The following is an 18,540-nucleotide window of genomic DNA, read 5'->3' on the forward strand; positions in this document are numbered from 1 at the left end:
TAATATGAAAAACAAAGCAATCATACCATGGGCTGACCTCTTTGCAAGGATGATGGCACCTTGGAAACAAACTGAGAAAAGAATAACGACCTACCTCCAAAAAAAAGAAGCCGGATTAAATGTAAAAGAGAAGAAACTGCTACTGATCCTTTACATCCTGCTGGTCACGGGCTGCCTGCTTTGCATCTTACTCAGGGCGTTTGGAGCACTTGGAGGCAGTCCCATCAGGGTTTTGTTACCCATCAACCCGATGGGTATTCTATAAGAATCCAGCTTATTAAACAATCAATCAAATCCTCAAATATCATGAAAACACAACCCCAAAGCGAAAAATTTAAACGACACCGTAAGTTTCTATTGGTACTCCCGTTGTTTGCACTCCCTTTCCTTGTAACCACCTTCTGGGCATTGGGAGGAGGAAATCCTACTGTGGAATACATCGAAGAAAACACAGGTCTTATTGGGACACTTCCCACACCGGACATTGAAGAAAAGCCGATGGACAAGCTTTCCATTTATGAAAAGGCGAAAAAGGATTCCAGCGAAAAGAGAAAACAATACAACCAAGATCCTTATGCCGATTTCTTTCAAATAAAAGAAAAGGAAAGCCGGGATTTGGAAATGTCAGACCATTCGGAATCTACCATCATTGAAACCACACCGATGAAGGAGCAGGAGATAAAGATCAGGCAACAATTGGATGAACTTCAGGCGGTGTTGGAACAACCCGACCCTATCCCTTCCCACAGTATGCAAACAGAGAGGAAAAGGGAAGTGCCGATTGAATTAAGCGGGGACATTGACAGGTTGGAGAACATGATGAAAACCATGTCAACACCCAATACCGAAGACCCGGAAATGATGCAGATTGAAGCCATGCTTGAAAAGATTTTGGACGTTCAGCATCCCGAAAGGGTGAAGGATAGGCTTAGGGAAAAATCCCTTGAAAACAAAGGTAAGGTATTTCCCATTCATGCCGATGGCAAACCAAAGCAGTCACAAGGCATTCCCAAAAAAAGCCGGGAAACCATCGATTATGAAAAGGAAGAGGACGGATTAGTCCCTCTTTTTACCCAAAAAACACAGACCAATGGTTTTTATAGTCTTGAAGACGAACCCACCCCCGATGAGAATAACATTTTTGCGGTTCCTGCTGTCATCCACGGAGAGCAGACACTTACAGCAGGCGCCACGATAAAGATGCGCCTGACTAGGGATGTGTATATCAACGGAACCCGGATACCCTCCGGCAGCTTTGTGTTCGGCACATGCGGCATTCAGGGGGAAAGGTTGGAGGTCGAGGTTGAAGGCATACGCCACGGAGAGGTAATCTTCCCGGTAAGCCTTTCAGTCTACGATCTGGATGCCATACCCGGGGTAAGAATTCCGGGAGCGATTACCCGAGAATCGGTGAAGGAAGGTACCGCCAGTGCCATACAGGGAGCGCAGTTTATGGCTTTCAACCCTTCACTCGAAGCTCAGGCCGCCAATGCAGGCATTGAGGCTGCCAAAGGGCTTTTCAGCAAAAAAGCCAAACTTATAAGGGTAACGGTAAAAGATACCCATCCAGTCCTTCTCGTTGACCAAAACCAACGCTATTAATAATCTCCAAAACTCTTAATCAAAAGACCATGAATAAAAAAACCATTCTCTCCGTACTGCTGATAGCTCTTGTATCCGCATTATCCTTATCAGCACAAAGCCAGTCTTTTTTTCATCAGGCACTGATAACGCCATACCAACTCAACATAGGATGGGAAAAGACAACGGTATTGATTTTCCCTTCCCCGGTGCAAAGTGCCGACAGGGGAAGTCGTCACATACTGGCACAAAAAGACGAAAAAGCCCAAAATGTGCTGAAGGTAAAAGCGGCGGCAAAGGGTTTCTCTGAAAGCAACCTCAACGTGATCACCGCTGATGGTAAGCTTTATCACTTTACCGTCAATTACAGTGACCAGATTCCAAACCCTGTTATTGATATGGGCTTGCAGAACCATCATGAGACCACAGCCATGTTGTTTGACCAAATCTCTCTCAACGAAGCGCAGGTTGAGCAGATGGCTGAAAAAGTAGCTGAAAAAAACCCTTTCATGAGAAAACGGGACAAAAACAGCCGCATGAAGCTCACCCTTCAGGGGATATATATCCACGAAGATGTTATGTTTTTTCAGCTTTTCATTTCCAACAGTTCAGGCATAGACTTCAATACCGAACAGTGGCGCTTCTTTATTCGGGATGCAAAACAAACCAAAAGAACAGCGGTAAGGGAATTGGAGATGGTGCCGGTATTCGGTTATCCCGGACTTACAAAAGGTGTATCCGGTAAGGACAACAATACCATCGTCCTTGCATTCGAAAAGTTCACCATTGCAGACAGCAAAAGATTCATAATGCAGGTATTTGAACGGAACGGGGACAGGAACCTGACCCTGTCCGTCAAAGGCAAGCACCTGTTAAAAGCCTTGCCCGTAAGTGAGTATCAATCAAAATCCCAATAATCATGGAACAAAAGAATCTCGAATTTCTCAAAGACAAGCTCAAATATTCAGGCTTTGACCCCGAACTAATACAGGAAATGGAAAAGCAGATAGAAAAGGGGCTTAAAGAATTCCAGTTGCAGCGGACAATGGAAATTGAAGGCAGCAAAGTGGATTTCAACCTTCATTTCAACAAGTCCGATACGTCCGAAATGTACTTCTTCAACAAAACGGATGTGACGTTGAATCCCACAATGGAAAACGGGGCTGCCGTAAACCACACGTTTTACCAAAACCAGAATATTTCCGCTAAGGAAGCATTCAACCTCCTGCAAGGGCGGGCGGTCAACAAAACCTTGTTCAATAAAGAGGGGCATTCCTATCAGGCATGGCTCCAACTCGACCTGAAGGAAAAGGACAAGAATAATAACTACACCGTCAATCAGTACCATGAAAATTATGGTTACAACCTAAAAGACCTGATCGGACAGCTTCCTGTCAAGCTTGACGAAAGGCAAGGTGAGTGGCTGGAAAAATCCCTTCAAAAAGGCAACAGACATGGTGTGGCCATGGAGATGGATGGGAAAAAGGAAAGGATTTATGTGGAGGCGAATCCACAATATAAAACCCTGAACTTCTATGACCAGGCAGGCAAGAGAATTTCCAAAGACGACCTGAAAGTCAAAATGGAACATCCGGGGACAAAGCAGTCAACAGGACAGAAGCAGGAACCTGCAAAGCAGGAAAAGAAAAACGATGAGGGCTCAAAAAAAAAGACTGCCCCGAAGGTTAACCAACGGTCTTCTGTCAAAAAGAAGCCTTCAAAGAAGAAAGGGGTAGGCATATAGTCCTGATTGATTGTCAATAATGATTCTTAAACCTTTGATTAATGGAAAATCAGTTTGAACATTACTGGGAGGAAGAGAACCGGATGGATCCTGACCTAAACCCCTTGCTTTATCATACCCAAAGGGATGAGGATATTGCGGATGCGCTGTTTGAAGGAATAAAGAAAAAGGATCAGTCCAATCAAGCGAAATCCCAAACCGAGAAAGAAAGCAAGAAAGTTCCCGGAAAAATATGGAACAAACCATCCGTGAAAAAGAAAAAGTCCTCGAAAAAAGGGCAGAGCATATAATCCTCTTTTCATTTTATTAATCAACAAAAAGTCCCTTCTGGGGCTTTTTTTTTGGCCGTTACCTGCCTCGGCAGGTCAGGCTTTCCGTTCCAATCTTCTCACGAAGGATTTCCACTGCAATCCTTAACGGTGTCAGTTATAGATATGCAAATGGAAAGAACTGTAAAAACAACTTTTTTTGAGCCTACTGCCAACCGTTGCAGCAAAGGTATGCCCCCACCGCCTGCGGCAAGGCCAAGCCCTGTGGGTGCCAGAGAAAATCTCCACACCCTTACGGGGTAGTATTTTCTCTGGCAGCCTTGCCCGCTTTCCCACCGCACCGCATTTTGGCTGCTTAACGGTTAGCAGAAGGCGAAGCCGTGTAGCAGTTTTTTAATTTTTTATTAACAAAAACCGCAGTATCAGGTCTGCGGCATACAAGCGAAAATCCTGTTTGCTTATGTCACATAACATCAATTTCAACAGCAAAACCGGAAAACACAGTTTCTTTAGTGTCCGTGAAAGGGCGTGGCACGGGTTGGGACGAATTGTAAAAGATTGCCCCACAAGTGCGGATGCCATCCGGTTTGCAGGACTGGACTATGAAGTCGAAAAAAGACACTTGTTCACCTATGACAACGAAAACCAAATTGCAGATGAAGACATTACCATCAAAATTCCCGAACTGGAGGTTCCGGGGTATTATGCCACGGTACGTACCGACACAGAGCAGGTGTTGGGAGTGGTAGGGAGAGGGTACGAGGTCGTACAAAACTGGGATATCTTCTCCTTTTTTGATGCCATTGTTGGTGGTGGTGAGGGAATCCATTACGAAACCGCAGGTGCTTTGGGGAAGGGCGAAAGGGTATTTATCACCGCCAAACTTCCCGGTTATATTAGGGTCGGCAATGATGACCTGATCGAGAAGTACCTTTTGCTAACCGCCTCCCACGACGGATTTGGCAGCATCAAAGCTTGTTTTACGCCTATTCGTGTGGTATGCAACAACACCCTCAATGCTGCATTAAAAAACATGCAGAATTGCGTGAAAATCCGTCATACCGCCACGGCAAAGGAGCGACTGGAGCAGGCTCACAAACTGATGGGTATATCCAACCAATTCGCCAATGGCATGGATGCGATTTTTAATCATTGGGCAAAAGTTCGCATCACAGACTACGAAGTAAAGAAGCTCATCCAAATGGCATTGGTACCTTCCAAAGAAGTCTTGCAAAAACTGGAAAAGGGAAAATGGGACGAATTGTCCACCCGTTTCAAAAATACCTGTGAAAGCGCTTTTGAATACGCTATGGCAGATGATACCCAACAGTTGGATACAACCAAAGGAACCTTGTTTGGAGCCTTTAACGCTGTAAGTGGGTATTTCCAGAACGTGGCCAACTTCAAAGACGGGGAAGCAAAGTTTGTTTCCATCATGGAAGGAACGGCAAAACTGCGTACCCAAGAGGCCTTCAGGCTTTGCAACGGGTTTGCCAAATCAGGCTCAGATGTATTTCACATGAACTAACCCAACAGCCAAAGGGGGAGAAATCCCCCTTTGGCTTTAAAACAAACGAATATGAAATCAATTGAAAATATGACAAACGTGGATAAGGCCAAACTGCTTCACAAGCTGTTTCCAAACGAAATACCAGGCCTTTTAACCTTTATAAATGATACATGCCAAATCTTCAAAGAACAGGAGCAAGAGATCAGTGAAAGCTGGGATCACCCCGTGTTTACCTTCGCCTTTTGGAGGCATAAGTCAAAATCCATAGAACAGGCAATCCTACAGTTTGGAGACAGACTGGCAAGCGAAAGCGAGCTGTTCTCCATACACCTGTTTGAAGGATACAGGGCATTTTTTTCGGTCGATTGCACGGTAAAATATGCAGAACGAAAAAGCAAAAATCCAAAATTCAAACAAGCGGTAGACCTGCTTTTCAACTTTACCTAACCTGAAGATACAATCTGCAACATTTAGTTTTAAGATGGTCTCAAGTTCCTGATTCCTACAAAATGACCTTTTCTTTTTCTTCTCATTAATTCCAGTACAAATATCGGCTTAGGGGTGCTGAGCGCTCCAAAAGACTACGGCATAATGGCCATGCCTCGTTCCTCAGCCTGTCCACCCTCCGGGACTTATTCCGTTTCCTTTTGGGCTCTATTCCCCTAAGCCAGAGGAGGTACCATAATTAATTTCTAATCTTTAAAACGAATTGTTATGGAAACTTCAAAAAACCTTATTGTCTCAAATGTTGCTGAAATAGAATTGGTATACAAAACCAATGTAAAAGCATCTGAACGACCCAAAATCGCTTCATCAAAAGATGCAAACACTATCCTTTTGGAAAATTGGAATAGTGATAAAATTGAATTTGTGGAACAGTTCAAAGTGATGTATCTCAACCGGGGGAATCATGTCATTGGGATTGTTGATATTTCTACCGGTGGGATTGCAGGAACGTATGTGGATATCAGAGTTGTCTATGCGGGAGCCCTCAAGGCCAATGCGTGCGCCATCATTGTAGCCCATAACCATCCTTCGGGAGTACTTAAGGCAAGTGAACAGGACAAGACTCTTACCCGTGAATTAAAAAAAGCAGGTGAGATTCTTAAAATTCAACTTTTAGACCACCTGATCGTTACCAGCGAAGGGTATTTCTCCTTTAGAGATGAAGGGCTATTATAGCCCTTTTTTTGGTCGAATAAAAAAACTAGATTGGATCATGGATACTACATTTGTCTTTTGCATATTCAAATATGGGAGACTTACACTTTCACATCTAGTCAAAATTGAACGATAAATATCTTTAAAATGGAAATAAAAATATTTTACTCATGGCAAACTTCAACAAAAACGAAGTACAATAAAAATTTTATTCTTAATTGCCTTGAGAAAGCAACAAAAAAACTTAATAGAAAACCAGATTATAAAGGTATCAATTTTAAAGTACTTGAGGGAGTTCGGGATGAACCAGGATCTCCTTCAGTTGCTTCAACAATAACTGACCTGAGAATACCAAACTGTGATATTTTTGTTGCAGATCTTTCTGTAGTAAACCATATTCCTAATTGGAAAAAAGGTATTAGAAAGTGGATGGGAGATCCATTTAAGCCTTTTCAGAACAATAACGTACTCAATGAGCATGGTGTAGCAAAAAATGCGCTAGGAAATGAAAGGATCATTGGTGTTTTGAATAATATCTATGGCTCTCCAAATAATAATCCTGAGAATATTCCTTTTGATTTACGCCATCTCCGTTTTCCAATAGAGTACAGTTATTCAAAGCGAACAAAAGATATTGAGAAGGTTAAAAACCAACTTATTAACACATTTTGCAGCGCAGTAGAGGAAGTTGTTCTGCACGTTCTAAGACATCAGAAAGAAAAGTATTTGCCCTTCATAACATGGAATGGTTGGCTAGATTACAATGCTCCCTCCAAAGCGTTTTGTACCAATGATAAAATCGTTGATACTATATCTCAAATTAAATCAGGCATAAATGAACATACTAAGAGCATTAGACTACTTGGCCTTTCTGGCTTAGGTAAAACTCGAATCGTACTTGAAGCATTCAGAGAGACAGAAGAACAAAATGTGGATGGTGTGCCGATGAAAAACAAAGTTTTATATATAGATTGTAATGTAAATGAGGGAGTTAATTATCACTCAATACTTTCAAAACTGTCCGAGGATAAAGAGGATAAAGTCATCATTATTGATAATTGTTCAAAATCACTGCATCGTCGACTCCTACCTTTAATAAACAATGATAACAACTCACTTTCTCTGATTACAATAGATTCAAACCCTGAAGAATTTGAATTGGATAGGATTAACGGGGTAAGTTATATTCTCTTCAAGAAGGAAGATTTATCCTCAGTTGTTAATGATATCCTACAAGAGGACTTAGCAATATTAGGTGAAGATACTATTTCCAAAATAAAAGAGTTTTCACAAGGGATTCCTTTAATGGCCGTCCTAATTAGTGAAAGCATGAAAGAGGGAGAAAAGTATGTCGGACGGTTAGATGATAAAGATTTGTTAGATAAGTTACTTGGAAAAAAAGGAGAGGAAGAGACTTGGAGAACTATTCTTCGATCATGTTCGATTTTCAACTATTTCGGATATGAAGACGAACTAAAAAGCCAACTTGAGTTTATTGCAAAAAACAATAATATAACAAGTTTAGAGATTGGTGATCAGATTGTTGTTAATAAGTTTTATGAAGTATGTAGTCATTATTTAAAGCGAGAAATTTTTGAAAGAAAAGGGAGGCTTATTGGGATGAGACCTTTCCCTTTGGCAATGTACTTAGCTCAAGAATGGCTAGAACCATGTACCCCAGAAAGATTGGTGCAGGTTATCAATAGTATCTCTGAACTTGATAATCCTGATAGAAAAAATCTTTCTGAAGCAATGGCAGAACAAATGAAATATTTAGGATATAATGAAAAAGCCAAAGAAATAATTGAGAAAATAGCGGGGCCTAATGGCCCTTTCGATAATGCGGAAGTTTTAAATACCGAATTGGGTTCACGCTTCTTCCGCTCATTTGTTGAAGTGAATCCAATTGCTGTGGCTAAAAATTTCACAAGAATTTTTTCTTTACCACCTGAAGAATTGTATAAAATTGATGAAGGTAGACGTAACATCGTATGGGTGCTTGAAAAATTGTGTTTTGATAGAAGAACCTTTTTAGCGGGTGCTAAAACCCTGTTTTCATTTGCAGTCGCTGAAAATGAAACATGGGCAAATAACGCTACTGGACAATTTATACAGTTATTCAAAATATTGCTCCCGGGGACTGAAGCAAATTTAGATGAAAGATGGGCAATCATAGAGTGGGGGTTGGACAAAAACGAACCCAAGTATTATGAATTGGCAATCAAAGCAATGGCATCCGGTTTGAGTTATGGTCATTTCTCAAGAACCGGAGGAGCTGAGCAACAGGGTACCATGAAATTATTAGATTATCAACCATCATGGGAAGAAGTAAGCACATATTGGAATAGGATCCTGCTCAAACTTGTTTCTATAATTAAGTCTAAAGAACACTTCAAAGACGAGGTATGTGACATAATCGCTAACAGTATTCGCTCCATTTCCAATGCAGGATTTGCGAGAATTATTTTAAAGTATATAGTTGAAGTTGCAGAAATCAAGAACTATGACTGGGATGAGGGATTAAAAGGCTTAAAAGAAGCATTTAAATATGAAAAAACAAATCTAAATGTCGAGGAACTCGGACAAATTGAATTACTGATTGACAAAATGACTAAAAAAGATTTTCAGTCAAAGTATGTCAATATTTCAAATTCGTACTATTTAGAAACTGAGGATTATTCAAGTGAAGGCATCAAAGATGCTGTTATTAATCTTGCAGACGAATTCATTAGTCAAGAATTGTCATGGGAAGAGAATTTACCCATAATATTCTCACGACAAGTGATATTCTCTTTTTATTTTGGGCGGAGGGTCTATGAGTTGATTGAAGGAGATAAATTAAAAGTAATGAGCTTTCTGGAAGATTCGGTAAGCGTAATAAAAGAAATCAATATTAAAGATAGAAACATTACGGCATTTATAGGTTTTGCAACTCAATTAAATGATGAGGAAAAGAGTCAGTTTTATCATACCTTGAAAGAGGATGAAGATTTAAATTATCTCTTGTTTTCTTTTTTGGCTTCTGACCCTGAAGGATGGAAATATTTTGAATTGCTATTTGAATTGATAGATAAAGGAAAATGTGAGTTATCAGGATTTCAATATTTCACACATGCCAATTCACTTAGTCAGTTTGACTATTCGGAATTGGAAAAATTTAGCAAAAAACTTTTTTCTTACGGGAAAGAGGGATACGAATTAGTATTTGATATGTTTTTTAGTCTTGGCTTTCATAATGAAGAAATTAAAAATAAATTGATCCCGATTTTTAAAGAATGTATTTATACTATTGGAATCAACAAAGAAGCAAAACACCAGCTTGATGGATACAGGTGGTCACAAACTATATGTGATATACTAAACCATAAAGATGAAACAGAGTTTGCTGTTTTTATAAACAAATTAATCATTGATTCATTTTCAAGGGATAACATGGTATTCTCATCAGATAGTGATTTCCAAAGAATCTATGAAGTACTTATGAAAATTCATTTCCAATCAGTGTGGACTGATTTATCAAATGCACTACTTTATATTGAAGATGATTTCGTTAAATTTTATGGATTGAAAAGTATACTGGGATCCCGTATTGGAGGTGTCGGCAGGAGAAGTGTAGGTATATTGTTCGATGGCGATATAGAAAAGATATTTAATTGGTGTAGTACTAAAAAGCCATTAGCCCCTGCAAGGCTTGCAGAGTTGGTTCCAATATATGCTGAAAATAATAACCAGTATACCGAATGGCATCCTTACGCTAAAAGACTTATTGATGACTTTGGACATATAAAAGAGGTGCTAATAAGCCTAAATTCAAATATGGGAACATTTTCATGGACCGGATCACTGGTTCCACTACTAGAGGCTCAGAAGGAATTATTTTTAAGTATAAAAAATCATGAAATTCAATTAGTTTCAGAGTGGGTTATGGGAAACTTGGATAATATTGATGAACAAATAAAACGTGAAAGGAATAGAGATCAAGAAACATATTTATAATGGCTGCTAAGAACTCAGTTTTGATATCAAATTAGTGATTGATTCCTCTGGATGAAACGGAGTATTTGTTCATTTTTGATGCCAGTTTAATAAGTGTTTTTCGTATATTTGTCTAAGAAGTTATCAAGTTCATCGGCACTCAAACCAGTTCAAAAAAAATGAGAACTGAACGGTGAACTACTTGGAACTTGTTTTGTTAAGTAGTTGATAAAAAGAGATTTACAGGATAGGGTGGTCGTCCCGCCACCCCGACAGAGACAGCCCTTCAGGCGTAAAAGCTTGAAGGGTTTTTTTTATTTTCTCCGCACCGGAGTGAACAAAAGGTGCATAGCCCGTGACCAGCTATTTTCCCGACATTACCCTCATTTTCTCCGCGTAGATTGCATCCAAAAGGCCTTTTTTATCGGTGTCGCCCCTTAGCTGCCAAAACATGATGCCTCCAAGGCCATTTTTGAGGGCAAAATCGGTTTTGAGCCGGATCGAAACCGTGTCTTCATAGGAAATAAAGATGCTGTCGGAAGGATTATACAAATAAGGGGCTTTGGCTACCGGATCCCAGTACCTGACAAATCCGCCTTTATCCTCAAAATTCTGCCTGAGATTTGCATAACTTCCCATTCCTGTCCACTGTCCTTTGTTGAGCTGGTACAAGCCGTTGTTGTCGGGAGGGACACCTATCCAGCCCTTGCCATAAAAAGCCGCTCCAATAACGATCTGCTCGGCTTTAATCCCCTTATCCATGCAATAGGCAATGATCTTCTCTGCGGAAAACGGTTTGGTCAGATCACCCCTTTCCCTGATTTTGTCCGCAGCCGGGGTTCCCTCAATATCCTCCATCTTTACCCAACCCAGGTTGGTATGATGGGAGGTGTAACTGTCCCCTCCCCCGGCCAGATCGTATGACATGATATTCATATAATCGGCATATGGCATCACTTTGTCCAGTTCCACATGGTCAAAAAACCTTTCCCATCCCGCAACGGCGAATGTCAAAATCAGATTGTCGTTGAGTTTATCCATTCCCTCCCTCAGCTCACGCATCAGGGCGGTAAAATTTTCCTTGTCCTCCGGAATAAAAGGATTGCCGATGCCTTTCATGCCCGGATACTCCCAGTCGATATCAAGCCCATCCAATTGGTATTCTTCTAAAAACCGGACCGCGCTTTCGACAAATTTCCTGCGGTTTTCTTCCGATCTGGCCATGTCCGAAAAACCTCCCGATCCACCCCAGCCCCCGCAGGCAATCATCACTTTCAGATGGGGATGACGTTCCCGCTGTTCGAGAAGATTCTTCAGCACGAGGGCGGAAGAGTCGTTTTTGAATTTCATTTCATTGTCAATCACCTCGGTGAACGAATAAATGATATGGGTTAGCTTGTCAAGCTGAAGTTTTTCGACATCGTGCTGCTTCCATCCCGCATAATAATAAGCCATTACATTAAGTTCCTTATCCTCTGGCAGGCTGGCCCTGGTGGTACAGGCGTGAATTGAAACAACTAAAAGTGCTGAGATTAATGGGGCGTATTTTTTCATAAGTACAGGTTATTTCGAAAATAAATATAACCATTTCGCGGGTAATAAAATAAATCCTTTATTCTATTACGGGTCCTGGTATATTTTTTTCTGAAGGCATGCCATTGGCAATAACCGGCCAGCCGTCTTCATAGGTGATTTTATCCATCAGCATCATTCTCCCTCCACTTCCTTTTTGGGAATCTATGGCATGGTAAAATATCCAATCCTGTCCCGCATCATCCCTGATCAGGGAATTATGGCCCGGAGCAATCCAGCGGCCACTCCGTTCCATGATCACACTGTTTTCGCTGCCGGTTGCTTCGGCGAGGGTCTGGAAAGGTCCTGTGGCGTGTTCCGCTCTCGCTACCATAACGGCATAATGGGCCTGCTCTCCGCAGCAGTTGTCTCCCGAATAAAAAAGATAATAGTAGCCGTTTCGGTATACCACCCAAGCGCCTTCCACCAGCCTTTGATAGTTGTCAGGGCTTTCATCCGCTATTGGGTTTATCAAATCAATGGGTTCACTCCCCTCCTTAAAACTTAAGCGGTCATCCGACAGTTCCTGTACTTTGATGGCTTCAAATCCGGACCCCCAGTACAAATATTTCTTTCCGGTGACGGGGTCATCAAAGCTCATCGGGTCTATGTTGATGAAGCCATCACCGCACAACAGCGGTTCCCCTTTATCCCTAAAGGGGCCTGCCGGATTATTGGAAGTAGCTACGCCCAAGCATTTGCCATACTGGCCGTCAATGGATTCACCGGAATAGTAGAGGTAATACCGCTGCTCACCAGGGTCATAATGCACATGGGGTGCCCAGAAATCCTTATCTGCCCAGTTTGGCTTTTCCGGTAACGCGTCCCCGGTTCTTTCCCAGTTGACCAGATCACTTGATTTAGCCACTTGGATGTGTATGGTTTCGCCATCCACCTGGCTATTGGTTGCATACACGTAATAATAACCGTCTCCGGCCTTTACCGGCGTAGGATCCGCGAAGTCTTCGTCAAAGACAGGATTGGTAAATGTAGTGGACTCACTTACCTTGTCTTTTTCCTTGTGGCTTCCCTGCTGACAAGCAACCAAGCCAAGGACCATCATCCCTATCAGTGGCAGATTGGCCTTTCTTGCCGTCATGTCGTGCTTTATAGAATTCAAACCCTCAACCTCTTTTTGATCATCCGTGGTCCTGTGATTCTTCCGGCAAGTTTTCTTCGCCGGAGGGCACTTTGAGGGGTTTTCCGGCAGGAACGGGAGTACCGAAATCAGGAGAACCATCCGGCTTCCAGCCAAAGGGCTGGAGTCGGATATCGCGGTCCCATCCTGGCTCCGTGGATTTTTTGGTGTGGTAGAGAAGCCAATCTTCTTTCCCATCCGGGGACTTGGCAAAACTGCAGTGGCCCACACCATAAACCTGATCGGTGCCCTGGAATACCGGTCCGGATTTTTTCCAGCTCTCAGGCTGCATGGGATCGGCACCCGGATCATTTAAAGCCAACTGTCCCAGCCGGTATTCTTTTAGCCAGGATTCTCTGGTAGAATAAATTATAAAGACCTGATCCTGGTTTTTTAATATTTGTGGGCCTTCATTCAAATCCAATTCTCCACCGGTTTCCCAGGAAGCCTCTGGCGAAGAGATTTTCACTCTGTTGCTGCTAATGGTTTTAGGGTCGCTCATGGCGGCAATATAAAGGTGCTGCGGCGTTCTGTCAGTGTCCCTGTTTTCTTCCCAGCCCGACCAAATGGCATAAAGCTTCCCGTTCCATCCAAACGGTGTGAGATCGATCGCCCATTTTACCGAAGCGGGGTCTTTTATATTATCCCCGGTATAAAGCATTCCTTTGTCCTCATAAGGGCCAAAGGGATCCTCCGAAGTGGATTCCAACACGCCTGACCGCTGGGAAATAAAGGGGCTCCCGGGTTTTTCACCGGCAGCATAGTAAATATACCATCGTCCGTTAAAATAATGTAATTCCGGTGCCCATACATTGCTTTGGTTCCATCCCTCATCCGGGGTTTGCCATACCGTAATCCTTTCGCCGTGTTCGGTAAGTTTTTTGGACCGGGATATATATATGCCATTTCCTTTAGATCCACAATAATAGTAGTAGCCGTCTTTTTCAATCACCCATGGGTCAGCTCCGTCGGCTATCGGGTTTACAAAAGTTTTTTCTTCGCTTTCATTGAGGGTATTGGGATCAGAGCATCCATTCAGCCCTGCAGTGAAGCACATACAGAAAAGGAGGTAAAATATCGCCATAATCCCTGTGGGTATGCTCGTCATTTTCTTTGAACCAGTAATATCAAATGCTGTTTTCATATGTTTATAATTGTTCCTTAATTGTCATATGGAATCTCGCATGTTTTCCCCCCCCGATAGCTATCGGGGCTATCGGGGCATACCACTGTGTGTCGACTTCGTCATGCTCGATTTCATCTGTTTATATTTTGTTTTTTTAATGGTCATAACTTGCCCCGTACCGTAGGTCGGGGTAGCCTGTCCCGGACTTGATCCGGGGGAACCAAGCCTATTATAATCATCCCACTGTGCGTTGTTTCCGTCATGCTTGGTTTCATAAAATTGTTTTTTTTTTCAATCATTCGCCCAAGTGATAGAGGGAAATTCCATTGAAGTTTGCTATGCCGTTTTCGGTAATAAGCCCCACTTTTGAAGCAGCAAATTGATGGGGGATCTGTGCCATCTCTTTGCCGTTAACCCAGAAGACGAGTTTATCGGATGTTCTGCGGACCCTTACATGGTATGATTTCTGAAACAATTGGTTGATCCAGATTTTGTTGATGTAGAAATTTTGGTCTTCGGCTTCTTTGTTCACAAATTTCAGTCCCTCTGCCCATATAGGGTCAAAGGTGATGGCGTCAAAACCGGGATGGGTCGAAAGACACTGCCGGGCATTTTCAAGCGGGTACCATTTGTTTTCCTGTTTAAAATAAATATTCACTTTTTGGTGCATGTTTTCTATATGGATTTCCCGGTTATAATGCGGTTTTTTACTTAACCTGAGACCGTCCAGATAAACCGGAGAATCAAAATTAAAATGCTTTTCTATAAAATCGGTGTACTTGATATCTGTATAGTGACTCTGTTGCCCCTCAACCGAAAGATCCCGGGGTTCGATGGCTTGGCCGTTTTCCTTTCCGGAGATACGGAATTTCAGGTGCTCATAATCAAAAACAGCTTTAATGTAATTCTCTTCATCCAAATAAACGGGGTAGATGCCGGCATTGCCTTCCTGACCTTCGCCCGTGATTTGCAAACTGAATTCATATCCTTCCAAAACATCTCCTTTGAAAACAGCATTTTTCCCTGATGGGTCGGTTGGACTGATCCCGGTTTCTGAAATGCTCCAGTCGGCGTTGTCGCCATCCGCTGTTACCCATCCGCCGATATTTTCATCAAACTCATCCCAACCCATGGTATAAATGATGCCATCATAGGCAGTTCCGGGCCTTTCCGAAACCAGCCCAGGCCTGCCGTTCCCCAAGGGTCGGCCAATGGGAATGACAGGGGTTTCCGGGGCCGGCAAATCATCCAGCTGTACAGAGAAATAATCCCCGTTTTTAAATATTCTCAGGTTGTGGTAAGCCTGATAGGCGAAATTTTCTGCCAATGGAAAAGAGGCCTTGATGGATTCTCCGGCCTCCATACGTGTGTAAGCCCAAGATTTTTCGTCCGGATCCAATTCCACCTTGAGCCAGTTGTTTTCATCTTCCCACCAGGCAAAAATGCCGGCGGTTCCGGTTCCATTCCCGCTCATTTTGATATTGGCCTCGAACAGGTAATTGCTGGCTGGGAGGCTTTGGACCAACGCCCCGGAAGGTTTGTTGCTTTGGTGTACCAGTTCCCCGTTTTCAGGTTGCCAGTCCCCGGTTGTCATTTCCCATTTATTCCTCCAATCCTCATTTTCTGTGTCAAACAAGTCATAAAAGGTAGGCCGGGCCGGTGGCGGATGGAGACCGGGGGTATGGGTGCTGCTTATACCGTCCACCGTGAGCTTTTTGTCATGAAAATGAACCCTATTGATGTATTGTCCCCTTCTTTCCCTGTTTTTATTGGCCATGTACACCAGCCACCATTCAAAGCCATTCGGGCCCCTGACAATATTCGGTTGGCCGGGGGAATAAAGAATATCATCTCCCTGCTGGTCCCCGATGTCAAAGAGGGATACATCCAAAAAGCCTGTCCTTTGTCCTTTTGCGCTTTCTATTGCCAGAATGTTTTTTCCATCCTTTAAAAAGGCATTCGCTGTTTCATCCAGACTCCAGGTGGTGTAATCTGCGCCGTCCTTCTCATAAACAAGTTGTCCGTTGAGAAAAACCCGTGTAGCGCCGTCATGGTGGATCCGGAGCAGGAGGTTGCCGGCATCGTCCTTGGGCAGATGGAAAGACTTCCGTAACCATATTTTCTCTGCTTTCCAATCTGTCTTCACCTGCCGGCTCGTAGAGTTTTTGATTTTATCCGAGCCAAAACCCATTTTACCCGTTTCCCATACCGCGTCATCAAAATCAGGGTCTTTCCAGTTCTTGAGGGGAGGTGATGTAGTGAACTGAAAATTTTCTTCGTCATCCGCCGAATATTTCAACAAATCCACATAAAGATCTTCCAGGTCTTCCTGATTGGATTTCACCACCGGATGGGAATATTTGTTGGCATGGTTGAATGCCAAGGGGCCATCCGCTTGTGCCACTCCCAACATGTAATTGCCCCATCTGGGCGAGGTGTGGTTGGCATTGTACATCATGTAATATTGGTTCCGGTGTTTGAAAACCCAGGGACCTTCTGCAACCCGGTTGTCCATCGTCTCCCAGGTGTTCGGCAAGGAAGCAAACAAATAGGTGGGGTCGCCTGAAAAAGTCCAGGGATCCTGCATGGGCCTGGCCCAAATGGCATTCCCGTCTGTGAATTTTACCATGTAGAGGAACAGACTCCCATCATCATCCCTAAAGAGTGCAGGATCAATCCGGTTATCCAGCCAATGGTCCTTTACAGGTTCTTCATAAGGCCCCGTTATTTGGGAGGCCACCGCATGGCCTATATGTACCACATGCCGGTCTTTGCCCCAATAATTTACTGACCAATACTGATGGAATTTGCCGTTGATATAGTTGATGTCATTGGCATGGATCTGACCATCTCCGGCAGAGGGCCCCTCTGTCCATTCATTGTCCATGCTCAGGACATGCACCGGCCCTTCCCAGTTGACCAGGTCTTTGGAGTGGTAAAAACTGCCTTTGGTAAACACCCCGCCAAGGTAATATTCCCCATTATACCTGATCACCCCGGCATCGGCCACCCCCGGCAACACAGGATTGTCAATATGCGACGACTGCTGGGCCCACGCATCCGTACAGTAAAATATCAGCCAAAAGGGGATAAGTGCGGAATGCAACTTTTTAAGGCGGTTGTTATTAATTACTAAGCATCCCATTTCATCAGGTTTTCTTGTTTCAAATCAAGGTTTCCGCAATGATATCGTTTTATCATGGTAGGTGATGGTTATTTTGGTGGAAAAAAGGATTGCCCGCTGCCAATATGGTCTTGGGAAAAGCACCGGCAAAGCAGTGGGCAACCACATGCCCGTCATCTAATCGCCGGCCTGGGTCATTGATTTGATAAGGTCCACCTCTTCCTGTTTGTAGGGTGTGCCGTCAGGGTGGAGGATTTCATGAAACCAAAGCTCCGGCTCGGCGGTATATTGCTTCCGCCAGCTATCCCAAGGGTATTTTGTCTGGGTTTTGCCATCTACAAATCCCCAGTTGTACATACCTATGTTGTGTTTTTTGGCAATAGGTAAAAATCCCTGAAAAGTACTGCCATTGGGGCGGGCCATGTATTCTGTGCATAGGAGGGGTCTCTCATAGCGCTGCAGCCATTTGATGCGTTTTTCGAATTCATCAGGGTCATCGTAACTGTGAAAAGAAATGATGTCTGACTGCTCCACCTGGACTTTCTGAAGATCGGTCAAAGCTTCATGGCTGGACCAGTCCCCCACCCATAAACCGGAGGTCAGAGGCTGGGAAGGGTTGGATGACCTGGCCCATTCGAAGGCACTTTGTAACAAAGGCAAAACATAAACTTCCTTATTGGGCAGGTCCACCTTGCTATAAGATGTTCCGGTGTCATTGTCCGGTTCATTCCATATGTCCCAGCCAAGGATCCGCGGATCGTCGGCAAAATTTTTCACCACGCCTTTTACATACCTTTCCAGACGGGGATATTGCGTGGTGTCCTCTAAGGCATGGTATCCTGGGCTTTGTACCCATCCGGAGTTGTGGAGATGTGGTTTGGGGTCTCTTTGGTCCCCTGTCTTCGGGAAAGGATCCCAGCAGGAATCAAAAAAAACAAAGAGGGGCTTGATGTTTCTTTCTTCCGCGATATCGAGGAAAGCATCCATTCTTTCCAGTAAGCCGGTTGAATCCTGTTCCCACAGCAGGTCATGCAGATAGACGCGCATGGTGTTCATCCCCAGTTCCTGTGCCCAGTCCAGCTCCTCAGCTATCGTCGCGGCATCGAAATCCTTGGCCTGCCACATTTCCAACTGGTTAATGGCCGTTCGGGGATTATAGTTGCTTCCAATGAGCCAGCCCTGCTTTTTATACCACTCGTTGGCTTTTTCTTTGGACCATAATTCGGTCGCGCTCTGTTTTTCTGTGGTGGTTTGCTCTTCGTGTTTGGCCGGTGATGAGCAGTACTGAAACCCAAAAGAAACAAGTACGGCAAAAAAAACGCTTTTTAATAAGTTCATGT

General features: G+C 43.4%; 14 protein-coding genes. 9 read left to right on the forward strand and 5 right to left on the reverse strand.

All coding sequences use genetic code 11. From position 1 onward, the window contains the following. The first annotated feature begins 4 nt into the window (after positions 1-4). From ACFPFU_RS10580 to ACFPFU_RS10620, 9 genes are all read left to right on the forward strand, one after another. Positions 5-265, forward strand: a complete 261-nt coding sequence (locus ACFPFU_RS10580; RefSeq protein WP_377064268.1) for a hypothetical protein — start codon at positions 5-7, stop codon at positions 263-265. Positions 266-306: 41 nt separating this feature from the next. Then, positions 307-1,602: a conjugative transposon protein TraM gene (gene traM, locus ACFPFU_RS10585; RefSeq protein ID WP_377064270.1), complete on the forward strand. Its 1,296-nt coding sequence runs from the start codon at positions 307-309 to the stop codon at positions 1,600-1,602. 29 nt (positions 1,603-1,631) lie between these two features. Continuing rightward, on the forward strand, positions 1,632-2,498 hold the full coding sequence (traN, locus tag ACFPFU_RS10590) for a conjugative transposon protein TraN (protein WP_377064272.1): 867 nt from the start codon (positions 1,632-1,634) through the stop codon (positions 2,496-2,498). Positions 2,499-2,500: 2 nt separating this feature from the next. Continuing rightward, positions 2,501-3,325, forward strand: coding sequence for a hypothetical protein (locus tag ACFPFU_RS10595; protein WP_377064274.1), 825 nt, complete (start codon positions 2,501-2,503; stop codon positions 3,323-3,325). Between the two features lie 41 nt (positions 3,326-3,366). Next, complete coding sequence (locus ACFPFU_RS10600; RefSeq protein WP_377064276.1) at positions 3,367-3,615, forward strand: hypothetical protein; 249 nt, start codon at positions 3,367-3,369, stop codon at positions 3,613-3,615. 439 nt (positions 3,616-4,054) lie between these two features. Beyond that, a complete protein-coding gene (locus tag ACFPFU_RS10605; RefSeq protein ID WP_377064278.1) occupies positions 4,055-5,122 on the forward strand; it encodes a DUF932 domain-containing protein in 1,068 nt (355 codons plus the stop codon). A 51-nt stretch (positions 5,123-5,173) separates the two neighbouring features. Beyond that, complete coding sequence (locus ACFPFU_RS10610; protein ID WP_377064280.1) at positions 5,174-5,551, forward strand: hypothetical protein; 378 nt, start codon at positions 5,174-5,176, stop codon at positions 5,549-5,551. Positions 5,552-5,818: 267 nt separating this feature from the next. After that, entirely contained in the window at positions 5,819-6,286 is a 468-nt protein-coding gene (locus ACFPFU_RS10615) for a JAB domain-containing protein (protein WP_377064281.1), read from the forward strand. A 126-nt stretch (positions 6,287-6,412) separates the two neighbouring features. Next, positions 6,413-10,261 (forward strand): hypothetical protein, encoded by a 3,849-nt coding sequence (locus ACFPFU_RS10620; RefSeq protein WP_377064283.1) that lies wholly within the window; start codon positions 6,413-6,415, stop codon positions 10,259-10,261. A gap of 342 nt (positions 10,262-10,603) precedes the next feature. Here the strand turns inward: ACFPFU_RS10620 and ACFPFU_RS10625 are convergent, their stop codons facing one another. The 5 genes from ACFPFU_RS10625 to ACFPFU_RS10645 form a co-directional block, all read right to left on the reverse strand. Further along, positions 10,604-11,794 (reverse strand): glycoside hydrolase family 18 protein, encoded by a 1,191-nt coding sequence (locus ACFPFU_RS10625; protein WP_377064285.1) that lies wholly within the window; start codon positions 11,792-11,794, stop codon positions 10,604-10,606. 58 nt (positions 11,795-11,852) lie between these two features. Then, entirely contained in the window at positions 11,853-12,911 is a 1,059-nt protein-coding gene (locus tag ACFPFU_RS10630) for a glycoside hydrolase family 43 protein (RefSeq protein WP_377064287.1), read from the reverse strand. 40 nt (positions 12,912-12,951) lie between these two features. After that, on the reverse strand, positions 12,952-14,094 hold the full coding sequence (locus ACFPFU_RS10635) for a glycoside hydrolase family 43 protein (protein WP_377064289.1): 1,143 nt from the start codon (positions 14,092-14,094) through the stop codon (positions 12,952-12,954). A 277-nt stretch (positions 14,095-14,371) separates the two neighbouring features. Further along, positions 14,372-17,221: a family 43 glycosylhydrolase gene (locus ACFPFU_RS10640; protein WP_377064291.1), complete on the reverse strand. Its 2,850-nt coding sequence runs from the start codon at positions 17,219-17,221 to the stop codon at positions 14,372-14,374. A gap of 156 nt (positions 17,222-17,377) precedes the next feature. Then, positions 17,378-18,538, reverse strand: coding sequence for a glycoside hydrolase 5 family protein (locus tag ACFPFU_RS10645; protein ID WP_377064293.1), 1,161 nt, complete (start codon positions 18,536-18,538; stop codon positions 17,378-17,380). Positions 18,539-18,540: the final 2 nt, after the last annotated feature.

The sequence above is a fragment of the Negadavirga shengliensis genome (genome assembly GCF_042652345.1).
GTDB classification, from domain to species: Bacteria; Bacteroidota; Bacteroidia; order Cytophagales; family Cyclobacteriaceae; genus Negadavirga; species Negadavirga shengliensis.

Coding starts and splice junctions, on each gene's coding strand:
- ACFPFU_RS10645 (WP_377064293.1), bottom strand. CDS start 18,538: ATGAACTTATTAAAAAGCGTTTTTTTTGCCGTACTTGTTTCTTTTGGG.
- ACFPFU_RS10595 (WP_377064274.1), top strand. CDS start 2,501: ATGGAACAAAAGAATCTCGAATTTCTCAAAGACAAGCTCAAATATTCA.
- ACFPFU_RS10640 (WP_377064291.1), bottom strand. CDS start 17,221: ATGGGATGCTTAGTAATTAATAACAACCGCCTTAAAAAGTTGCATTCC.
- ACFPFU_RS10605 (WP_377064278.1), top strand. CDS start 4,055: ATGTCACATAACATCAATTTCAACAGCAAAACCGGAAAACACAGTTTC.
- ACFPFU_RS10620 (WP_377064283.1), top strand. CDS start 6,413: ATGGAAATAAAAATATTTTACTCATGGCAAACTTCAACAAAAACGAAG.
- ACFPFU_RS10630 (WP_377064287.1), bottom strand. CDS start 12,911: ATGACGGCAAGAAAGGCCAATCTGCCACTGATAGGGATGATGGTCCTT.
- ACFPFU_RS10610 (WP_377064280.1), top strand. CDS start 5,174: ATGAAATCAATTGAAAATATGACAAACGTGGATAAGGCCAAACTGCTT.
- ACFPFU_RS10635 (WP_377064289.1), bottom strand. CDS start 14,094: ATGAAAACAGCATTTGATATTACTGGTTCAAAGAAAATGACGAGCATA.
- ACFPFU_RS10600 (WP_377064276.1), top strand. CDS start 3,367: ATGGAAAATCAGTTTGAACATTACTGGGAGGAAGAGAACCGGATGGAT.
- ACFPFU_RS10615 (WP_377064281.1), top strand. CDS start 5,819: ATGGAAACTTCAAAAAACCTTATTGTCTCAAATGTTGCTGAAATAGAA.
- ACFPFU_RS10625 (WP_377064285.1), bottom strand. CDS start 11,794: ATGAAAAAATACGCCCCATTAATCTCAGCACTTTTAGTTGTTTCAATT.
- traM (WP_377064270.1), top strand. CDS start 307: ATGAAAACACAACCCCAAAGCGAAAAATTTAAACGACACCGTAAGTTT.
- ACFPFU_RS10580 (WP_377064268.1), top strand. CDS start 5: ATGAAAAACAAAGCAATCATACCATGGGCTGACCTCTTTGCAAGGATG.
- traN (WP_377064272.1), top strand. CDS start 1,632: ATGAATAAAAAAACCATTCTCTCCGTACTGCTGATAGCTCTTGTATCC.